Origin of the sequence: Vibrio sp. 10N.222.52.C3, from assembly GCF_041474195.1 — a bacterium.
Classification (GTDB): Bacteria; Pseudomonadota; Gammaproteobacteria; order Enterobacterales; family Vibrionaceae; genus Vibrio; species Vibrio crassostreae_C.
In genome coordinates, this window is the sequence record NZ_JBFRTQ010000037.1 from 64,296 (window position 1) to 73,481 (window position 9,186).

Below are 9,186 nucleotides of genomic sequence, written 5' to 3' on the forward strand. Positions count from 1 at the left end.
ATAAGATAAGTGAACTGAATTTTGACTGATTTTGCTGCGCGACTAAAGCAAGTTGCAACCAACCCTAAGACCTTCTCTCAATTTGGTCGTGGTGTTGAAAGGGAAACATTACGCTACACGGAAGATGGGCACCTTGCTACTGGGCCGCACCCTGAGGCTTTGGGATCTGCGTTGATGAACGAATGGGTAACGACCGATTTCTCTGAGTCGCTACTGGAATTTATCACGCCTGTTTCTAACGACGTTCCGACGCTTTTGAATCAGTTGTCTGATATCCACCACTTCACGCAAACCAAGTTAGACGGCGAAAAACTATGGCCGCTTTCTATGCCTTGTTATGTTGGTAGTGAAGATTACATTCAGCTAGCGCAATACGGCACCTCGAATAACGGTAAGATGAAGACCCTATATCGTGAAGGCCTAAAACGTCGTTACGGTAGCCTGATGCAGATTATCTCTGGTGTTCACTTCAACTTCTCTTTCCCAGAAAGCTTTTGGGATAGCCTGTTTGGAGAGCAAACTGAAGAAGCGCGTTGTGAATCTAAGTCAGATGCTTACTTTGGTTTGATTCGTAACTACTACCGCTTTGGCTGGTTAATCCCATACTTCTTCGGTGCTTCACCTGCGCTATGTTCTTCTTTCATCAAAGGAAGAGAAACAAACCTACCTTTTGAAAAGGTTGGTGAGACATTGTATCTGCCAAAAGCAACGGCGCTTCGCCTGAGTGATCTTGGTTACACGAACAGTGCGCAAAGTGTATTGAAGATTGGCTTCAACAGCCTGGGTCAGTACCTTGAAGGTTTGAATCAAGCGATTCGTACGCCATCAGAAGAATTCGCCGAAATTGGCACTAAGGTTGATGGTGAATACCGTCAGCTAAATAGCAACGTACTGCAAATTGAGAATGAGCTTTACGCTCCAATCCGTCCTAAGCGTGTCGCGAAAAGTGGTGAGAAGCCATCTGAAGCGTTGGCTCGCGGAGGTGTTGAGTACATCGAGGTGCGTTCTCTCGATGTAAACCCATTCAGCTCAATCGGTATCACCGAACAGCAAGTTCGCTTCTTGGATCTATTCCTAACGTGGAGTGTACTAACAGACTCTGCTGAGATGGATAACTGCGAACTTGAGTGCTGGCGCGACAACTGGAACAAGGTGATCTTAGAAGGTCGTCAAGCTGGTCTAGAGCTGCAAATTGGTTGTCATGGCGAGCGCTTGTCTCTGCAAGATTGGGCGAAGCGTGTATTTAAAGATCTACGCTCTATTGCCGAAATGATGGACGCAGAACAAGGCGGTCGTGCATACCAAGAAACATGCGATACGCTTGAGGCTTGGATTGATAACCCTGAGCTAACTATTTCTGGCCAGTTGCTAGAAGAGACCAAAAAATTGGGCGGCTTAGGTAAAGTGGGTTGCGCGTTAGGTAAAACGTACGCTCAGCAACACAAAGCTCACCAATACAAAGTATATTCAGCTGAGTTGATGGAAGCAGAAGTTCAACGTTCTGTGATTGCTCAGCAACAAAGTGAAGAAGCAAGCACTCAAGATTTTGATAGCTTCTTAGCGGATTATTTTTCGTATTTAAAAGCATAGCGAGACTTTGGTGGAAAGGAAGCAAGCCTTATTAGGTCAGCCTACTCGAGTGAGTAGTAAATGGTTACCTGTAGTGACTGTTGGTGTTGTCTCTAGCCTGTTGGTTGGATGTGCAACGCCACCGCCAAAGCAGCAAGATAATTTGTGTAGCATCTTTCGAGAGCACCCTTCATGGTATGAAGATGCCTTGGATATGCAAGAAGAATGGGGAACGCCGATTAACGTTGCGATGGCTTTTGTGAAACAAGAGAGTAGCTATCGTCATGATGCGCGCCCACCTAAAGATTACATTCTTGGCTTTATACCGTGGGGGCGTGTAAGCAGTGCCTACGGTTATGCACAAGCTCAAGATCCTGCTTGGGAAGACTTCCAAAAGGCGACCAATAACGGTGGTTCAAGAACCAACTTTGATGATGCATTGATGTTCATCGGTTGGTATACCAGCGAGACGCGTCGTCAATTGGGCATCTCACTATGGGACCCATATAACCAATACCTGGCTTATCATGAAGGCCGTGGTGGTTATAAGCGTAAGTCATACAACAGCAAGCCATCGCTAATTAAGGTGGCGCGCAAAGTCGAACAGCAAGCAAAAGATTATGGATGGCAGCTGAAACAGTGCCGCAAAGAACTAGAAGACAATCGAAGCTGGTTTTTCTAAAGCCAGCCGTCATGGAGAAGAGCAATGCCTTTATTAGATAGTTTCACTGTTGATCACACACGCATGAACGCACCTGCCGTTCGTGTTGCTAAAACAATGCAAACCCCAAAAGGGGATACCATCACTGTGTTTGACCTGCGTTTTACTGCGCCAAACAAAGACATCCTATCTGAGAAAGGTATCCATACTCTAGAGCACCTATATGCTGGTTTCATGCGTAATCAATTGAACGGTTCAGATGTAGAGATCATCGATATCTCACCGATGGGCTGTCGCACTGGTTTCTACATGAGCCTGATTGGTACGCCTACAGAACAACAAGTGGCTGACGGTTGGTTGGCAGCGATGCAAGACGTACTGAAAGTTGAGAACCAGAATAAGATCCCTGAGCTGAACGAATACCAATGTGGTACCGCGGCAATGCACTCTTTGGATGAAGCGAAAGAGATCGCGAATGCGATCATCGCTGCAGGCATCTCTGTAAACAAGAATGATGAACTGGCACTGCCAGAGTCTATGCTGCAAGAGCTTAAGATCGACTAGTCATTGATAGCTACCCTAGATAGGGCGAGTTAGATACTAAAAGGCCCGGTTCAATGAACCGGGCCTTTTTCGTCAACGTATTTTAGGGCGAGACAGAGATTCAGTGATAACTCAGTTAGCCGTTCACGATCTGTGGGAACACGCGAACCAGTTTGATGCGGTTCTCTTCAAGCTCAACAATTTCCATTGGGTGGCTGGCAACCTGAACACTCAGGTGACTCTCAGGAATATCTTCAAGATGTTCCAGTATCAAACCATTCAGCGTTCTTGGGCCATCGGTAGGCAGTGCCCACTGTAAGCCTTTGTTGATATCTCGGATATTGGCACTGCCTTCAATCAAGAAGCTGCCATCGCTTTGCGGAGTAATCTCTTCAGATAAGCTTGGGGTGATTGAGGTGGTAAACTCACCTACGATCTCTTCTAGAATATCTTCTAATGTAACCAAACCATTGATGTCGCCATACTCATCAACAATCAAACCGATGCGCTGCTTATTGCGTTGAAACTTAAGCAGTTGAATATTGAGTGGTGTCGCTTCAGGAATAAAGTAGATCTCATCCGCGGCACGCAACAGGGTTTCTTTATTGAATTCGTTCTTTTCAAGCATCAGACGGTAAGCTTCACGCAGCCTAAGCATGCCGACCACTTCATCTATTTGGTCACGGTACAGCACTACGCGACCATGAGGCGAGTGGGTAAGTTGACGAACGATCGATTTCCAGTCGTCATTGATGTCGATACCAGTAATCTCATTACGCGGCACCATGATGTCGTTCACGGTGACGTGCTCTAAATCCAGAATAGACACCAACATATCTTGGTGACGTTGAGGGATTAAGCTACCGGCTTCATTTACCACGGTTCTAAGCTCTTCGGAGCTCAAGTGGTCGGTTGCATCATGGCTGGCTTTGACACCTAAGATACGAATGAAGCCATTGGTAATGAAGTTAACTAAAATCACCAACGGTGACAGTACCTTCATCAGCACCATCAAAAGGATGCTACTGGCGTAAGAGACACGTTCAGGAAATAGAGAAGCGATAGTCTTTGGGGTTACCTCGGCGAATACGAGGATCACGAGAGTCAGGGTACCAGTAGCGATAGCCACACCGATATCCCCGTAGATGCGCATACCAAGAATAGTAGCGATCGCAGATGCAAGAATGTTGACGAGATTGTTGCCGATGAGAATGAGGCCAATCAATCTGTCTGGGCGGTTCAGAAGTTTTTCTACGCGTTTGGCACCTTTATGACCCGTATTGGCCAAGTGCTTTAAACGGTAGCGGTTCAAGGACATCATGCCCGTTTCGGAACCAGAGAAATAACCAGAAATTACAATGAGACACGCGAGTAGCGCAAATAAGATACCCGTTGATATGTCGTCCAAAACTATTCTTTTCCTATTTGTGTATCTTGATTAATTTATGACCGAACATGGTCGAGATGTCAATTGAATCTAACGGACTCAATATTTTAAAGGCAAGGTGTGTGAGATCTTGCCTTTATTTTACAGACTAGTTCAGGATGATTTCCTGAACGAAGCGGCTACCGAAGTAGGCCAATGTGAGCATGCTGGCGCCGGCAAGTGCGAACCAAGTGACTTTCTGTCCACGCCAACCTTTTTGGTAGTGACCCCATAAAAGGATGGAGTAGATAACCCAAGCGATAAAAGACAATACAGCCTTGTGTGCTTTTCCTTGAGCAAACATATCTTGTACGAAGATAAGGCCAGTCAATAAAGTACCTGTTAATAAGCCATTACCGATCAGAATGATCTTGAAAAGCTGTCTTTCCACCATCATTAAAGGAGGTAGGTTAGGGTTTATCACTAACGCTTTTTTCTTTTTAAGTTTGTGATCTAGCCACGCAAGTTGTAGGGCGTATAGCGCACCGATAGTCAACGTCGCGTATGAGAACAAAGCCAAAGAGATGTGCAGTAGCAGCTTTGGGTCATTCTCTAGATGTTTGATGAACGTGCTTGAAAGAAAAGTGGCAGCCATTAGATTTAGAGCTGCGAAGCTATAAACAACCGGCAAGATGAACCACAAACGGGTTTTGAGCATCGCACCGCTCATGACCAAAGAGATGATTAAACTGATCAATGAAGCAACGTTCAAGATACTGAGGTTTTGGCCACTGGCATTAAAAATTAAATCGCCAAGCAACCAAGCATGGAAAGCTAGAGCAAGTAATGCGCTGATAAACACCGTTTTTACACGGATTCCTGTTTGGTGCACGAGACCTGGAATGATCGTGGAAATCGCCATTGTATAAAGAAAGGCTGCTGCGATCGCAATAAGACTGTCCATGGTATCCATTTTAATGATTACTAATTGGCGAATTATACCTCGCATCGCTCTTTGGGGCTATGGCGAACCTCATTCAATTCCAAGTGAATAATGTCTCACATCACAAGCACGGATGATTAACGCTCTACAACGGGTATGACTCTAATCCGCGCTAATGTATACTCACAGTAATAGTCGCAGTTTTGAGCGAAGAGAAAACTATGTTTGATAATTTAACGGATCGTCTATCCAAAACGCTGAAGAACATCAGCGGTAAAGGTCGTCTGACCGAAGACAACATTAAAGAGACGCTGCGTGAAGTACGTATGGCGCTACTTGAAGCCGACGTTGCACTGCCCGTTGTCCGCGATTTTGTTAAGCGCGTAAAAGAAGGCGCTGTGGGTGTTGAGGTTTCTAAATCTCTAACGCCTGGTCAAGAATTCATTAAGATCGTTCAAGCTGAACTTGAAGCGGTGATGGGTGAGTCTAACGAGGCTCTTAACCTAGCAGCGCAGCCGCCAGCCGTTATCTTAATGGCGGGTCTACAAGGTGCGGGTAAAACCACATCGGTAGGTAAGCTATCTAAGCTTCTAACTGAGCGTGACAAGAAGAAAGTCTTGGTTGTGTCTGCCGACGTTTACCGTCCAGCGGCGATCAAACAGCTTGAAACGTTAGCAAGCGATGTTGGCGTAGACTTCTTCCCATCTTCAGCTGATCAAAAGCCTCTTGATATTGCAAACGCTGCAATCGACCACGCGAAGAAGAAATTCTACGACGTGCTACTTGTCGATACTGCTGGTCGTTTGGCTATCGATGAAGAGATGATGGGCGAGATCAAAGAGCTTCATACTGCAATTAAACCAGTAGAGACACTGTTCGTTGTTGATGCAATGACAGGTCAAGATGCTGCGAACACTGCAAAAGCCTTTGGTGATGCGTTACCACTAACCGGTGTTATCTTGACGAAAGTTGATGGTGATGCGCGTGGTGGTGCTGCTCTGTCTGTTCGTCATATCACAGGCAAGCCGATTAAATTCTTGGGTGTTGGTGAAAAGACTGACGCACTAGAACCGTTCCACCCAGATCGTGTTGCTTCTCGTATCTTAGGTATGGGCGACGTACTGTCTCTTATTGAAGACCTACAGAAAAACGTTGATACCGAGAAAGCAGAGAAACTGGCTAAGAAGTTCAAAGAGAAGAAAGGCTTTGACCTTGAAGACTTCCGTGAACAGCTAGGTCAGATGCAAAACATGGGCGGCATGATGGGCATGATGGATAAGCTTCCAGGCATGTCTCAGCTACCAGATAACGTTAAAGATAAAGTTGATGACAAGATGTTCAAGCAGATGGAAGCGATCATCAACTCTATGACCATGAAAGAGCGTCAACGCCCTGACTTAATCAAAGGCTCACGCAAAAAGCGTATTGCCGCTGGTTCTGGTACACAGGTACAAGATGTAAACCGTATGCTTAAGCAGTTCACCCAAATGCAGAAGATGATGAAGAAGATGCAGAAAGGTGGCATGAAAGGCATGATGCGCAACATGCAAGGCATGATGGGCGGCGGTGGAGGTATGGGCGGAATGGGTGGTGGCTTTAACCCGTTTGGTCGATAATCTACAAATGTAAGCTTTAGCTACGTTACTTTTCATAGTGTTAGCCGTGTCACAGAAAGTGTACGGCAGCTATGTTGGTGAAAAAATAGCTAAAGCCCTTGCATTGCACCGGAATAAGAGTAAAATTCCGGGGCTTTAATTTGGCACGAGACCCCAAGCTATTTACTTATACTTGGGGTTAATTATTTTATTAAGAAAGCAAAGAGGACGACATGGTAACCATTCGTTTGGCACGTCACGGTGCAAAGAAGCGCCCATTTTATCAAATCGTAGTTGCGGATAGCCGTAACGCTGCAACTGGCCGTTTCATCGAGAAAGTAGGTTTCTTTAACCCTACAGCTCAAGGTCAAGAAGAAGGTCTACGTCTAGACCTAGATCGTGTTAACCACTGGGTTGGTCAAGGCGCATCTCTATCTGATCGTGTAGCTAAGCTAGTTAAAGACGCTCAAAAAGCGGCTTAATTCTTTTTTAAAGAGAAATAGCTTATGTCGATGAAGGGTAAAGAAACTATGAGCGAGCAAAATAATAGAATTGTCATGGGTAAACTTGGGTCTACCTATGGTATTCGTGGCTGGCTCAAAGTGTTCTCCTACACAGACAATGCTGAAAGCATATTTGATTACAGCCCTTGGTATTTAAACCTAAAGGGTAAGTGGGTTGAGTACAAAGTTGAGAGCTGGAAACGTCATGGCCAAGGTTATGTATGTAAGCTAGCGGGATTAGATGTTCGTGAAGACGCGCAACTGATGACTAACTTTGAAATTGCTATTGACCCTGCTTCGTTACCTGAATTGTCAGAAGATGAATTCTACTGGCGCGAATTGTTCGGTATGCAAGTTTTTACCACTAAAGGTTACGACCTTGGTGAGGTCACTGACCTATTAGAAACTGGCTCGAACGATGTTCTAGTAATCAAAGCAAATCTTAAAGATGCTTTTGGCCAAAAGGAACGGTTAGTACCGTACCTTGAAGAGCAAGTGATCAAGAAAGTTGATCGCGAAGCTCGCCGGATCGAAGTTGACTGGGATCCTGGATTCTAACTCCAAATTACAGAGCGAGAGAACACATGTGGGTTGGCATTATTAGCCTTTTTCCTGAAATGTTCCGTTCTGTTACTGATTTTGGAGTAACAGGTCAAGCGGTTAAAAAAGGTCTTTTATCTATTGAGACATGGAATCCTCGTGATTTCACTCATGATAAACATCGCACTGTTGATGACAGACCTTACGGTGGTGGTCCTGGCATGTTAATGATGGTTCAGCCTTTGCGCGACGCTATCAAAACTGCCAAGCAAGCAGCACCGGGAAAGACGAAAGTCATCTATCTTTCACCTCAAGGTCGTAAACTCGACCAGAAAGGTGTTGAAGAGCTGGCAACAAACGAGAATTTACTTCTTATTTGTGGTCGCTATGAAGGGGTAGATGAGCGCATCATTGAATCTGAAGTTGACGAAGAATGGTCGATTGGAGATTTTGTGATGACGGGTGGCGAACTGCCAGCCATGACGCTGATTGATTCAGTATCTCGGTTTGTTCCGGGTGTACTTGGAGATTTCGCTTCAGCAGAAGAAGATTCTTTTGCAAATGGTTTGCTAGATTGTCCCCATTATACGCGCCCTGAGGTGCTAGACGATAAAGATGTACCATCGGTACTCAAGTCTGGAAACCATAAGGACATTCGTCGCTGGCGATTAAAACAATCGTTGGGCCGAACTTGGCTAAGAAGACCAGAACTCCTGGAAAACCTAGCTCTGACTGACGAACAGGAACAATTACTGGCTGAATTCATTAAAGAGCAACGCTCTTAACGAAAAGCAAGCAGTAACCTATTAAATTTAGTATCAGTTTATTCTAGGAATTTATACAAATGAGCAACATCATCAAGGCTCTTGAAGAAGAGCAACTAAAATCAGACCTTCCTAAATTCGCACCAGGTGACACTGTTGTAGTTCAGGTTAAGGTAAAAGAAGGTGACCGTGAGCGTCTACAGGCTTTCGAAGGCGTTGTAATCGCTATTCGTAACCGTGGTCTACACTCTGCATTCACAGTTCGTAAGATCTCGAACGGTGAAGGCGTAGAGCGTGCGTTCCAAACTCACTCTCCAATGGTTGATAGCATCGAAGTTAAACGCCGTGGTGCAGTACGTCGTGCCAAGTTGTACTACCTACGTGAGCGTTCTGGTAAGTCAGCTCGTATTAAAGAGAAGCTTACTAAGAAGTAATTCTTTTTGCATTCTATCGATAAAAGCGGAGCCATTTGGCTCCGCTTTTTTGTGTCTGTTATTTGGAGTTTCGCAGGTAAGAGATCCCCAATTCGCTCATTCCTCGCTCTGGAGGATGACGGAACAAACCGAAACTCATATTTAACCGTCATTCCCTAGACTGACGAAGGAAGGAGTAGGGAATCTCTACTAGCGCCGTGTTATAGGCAATAAAAAAGGATTGACGTTAAACGCCAACCCTTCAAAATTTACTCGCTACTCGCTACTC

Annotated in this window: 10 protein-coding genes; 8 read left to right on the forward strand and 2 right to left on the reverse strand. The window is 45.2% G+C overall.

What is annotated here, in order from left to right; translation table 11 throughout:
* Window positions 1-21: 21 nt before the first annotated feature.
* From gshA to luxS, 3 genes are read left to right on the forward strand one after another with little or no spacing between them, the layout of a single operon-like run.
* Window positions 22-1,590 carry a glutamate--cysteine ligase gene (gene gshA / locus AB4517_RS07130; RefSeq protein ID WP_017068871.1) on the forward strand — a complete coding sequence of 523 codons (1,569 nt, stop codon included), beginning with the start codon at window positions 22-24 and terminating at the stop codon, window positions 1,588-1,590.
* Between the two features lie 10 nt (window positions 1,591-1,600).
* The gene (locus tag AB4517_RS07135; protein ID WP_017629422.1) at window positions 1,601-2,251 is read left to right on the forward strand and encodes a hypothetical protein; all 651 of its coding nucleotides are present in this window, start codon (window positions 1,601-1,603) and stop codon (window positions 2,249-2,251) included.
* Window positions 2,252-2,275: 24 nt separating this feature from the next.
* Window positions 2,276-2,794, forward strand: coding sequence for an S-ribosylhomocysteine lyase (gene luxS, locus AB4517_RS07140; protein ID WP_017056597.1), 519 nt, complete (start codon window positions 2,276-2,278; stop codon window positions 2,792-2,794).
* Window positions 2,795-2,909: 115 nt separating this feature from the next.
* Here the strand turns inward: luxS and AB4517_RS07145 are convergent, their stop codons facing one another.
* Both AB4517_RS07145 and AB4517_RS07150 read right to left on the reverse strand, forming a co-directional pair.
* Window positions 2,910-4,181 (reverse strand): HlyC/CorC family transporter, encoded by a 1,272-nt coding sequence (locus AB4517_RS07145; RefSeq protein ID WP_017068872.1) that lies wholly within the window; start codon window positions 4,179-4,181, stop codon window positions 2,910-2,912.
* 127 nt (window positions 4,182-4,308) lie between these two features.
* Window positions 4,309-5,103, reverse strand: coding sequence for an inner membrane protein YpjD (locus AB4517_RS07150; RefSeq protein WP_017079954.1), 795 nt, complete (start codon window positions 5,101-5,103; stop codon window positions 4,309-4,311).
* Between the two features lie 200 nt (window positions 5,104-5,303).
* Here AB4517_RS07150 and ffh point away from each other — a divergent pair, with 200 nt between their 5' ends.
* The 5 genes from ffh to rplS all read left to right on the forward strand — a co-directional run bounded on the left by ffh (window position 5,304) and on the right by rplS (window position 8,918).
* Window positions 5,304-6,698: a signal recognition particle protein gene (gene ffh / locus AB4517_RS07155; RefSeq protein ID WP_010435884.1), complete on the forward strand. Its 1,395-nt coding sequence runs from the start codon at window positions 5,304-5,306 to the stop codon at window positions 6,696-6,698.
* A gap of 212 nt (window positions 6,699-6,910) precedes the next feature.
* Window positions 6,911-7,159 (forward strand): 30S ribosomal protein S16, encoded by a 249-nt coding sequence (gene rpsP, locus AB4517_RS07160; protein ID WP_004410028.1) that lies wholly within the window; start codon window positions 6,911-6,913, stop codon window positions 7,157-7,159.
* Window positions 7,160-7,183: 24 nt separating this feature from the next.
* Entirely contained in the window at window positions 7,184-7,738 is a 555-nt protein-coding gene (gene rimM / locus AB4517_RS07165; protein ID WP_017063236.1) for a ribosome maturation factor RimM, read from the forward strand.
* 26 nt (window positions 7,739-7,764) lie between these two features.
* On the forward strand, window positions 7,765-8,505 hold the full coding sequence (gene trmD / locus AB4517_RS07170) for a tRNA (guanosine(37)-N1)-methyltransferase TrmD (RefSeq protein WP_102319880.1): 741 nt from the start codon (window positions 7,765-7,767) through the stop codon (window positions 8,503-8,505).
* Window positions 8,506-8,564: 59 nt separating this feature from the next.
* The gene (gene rplS / locus AB4517_RS07175) at window positions 8,565-8,918 is read left to right on the forward strand and encodes a 50S ribosomal protein L19 (protein ID WP_004735514.1); all 354 of its coding nucleotides are present in this window, start codon (window positions 8,565-8,567) and stop codon (window positions 8,916-8,918) included.
* Window positions 8,919-9,186: the final 268 nt, after the last annotated feature.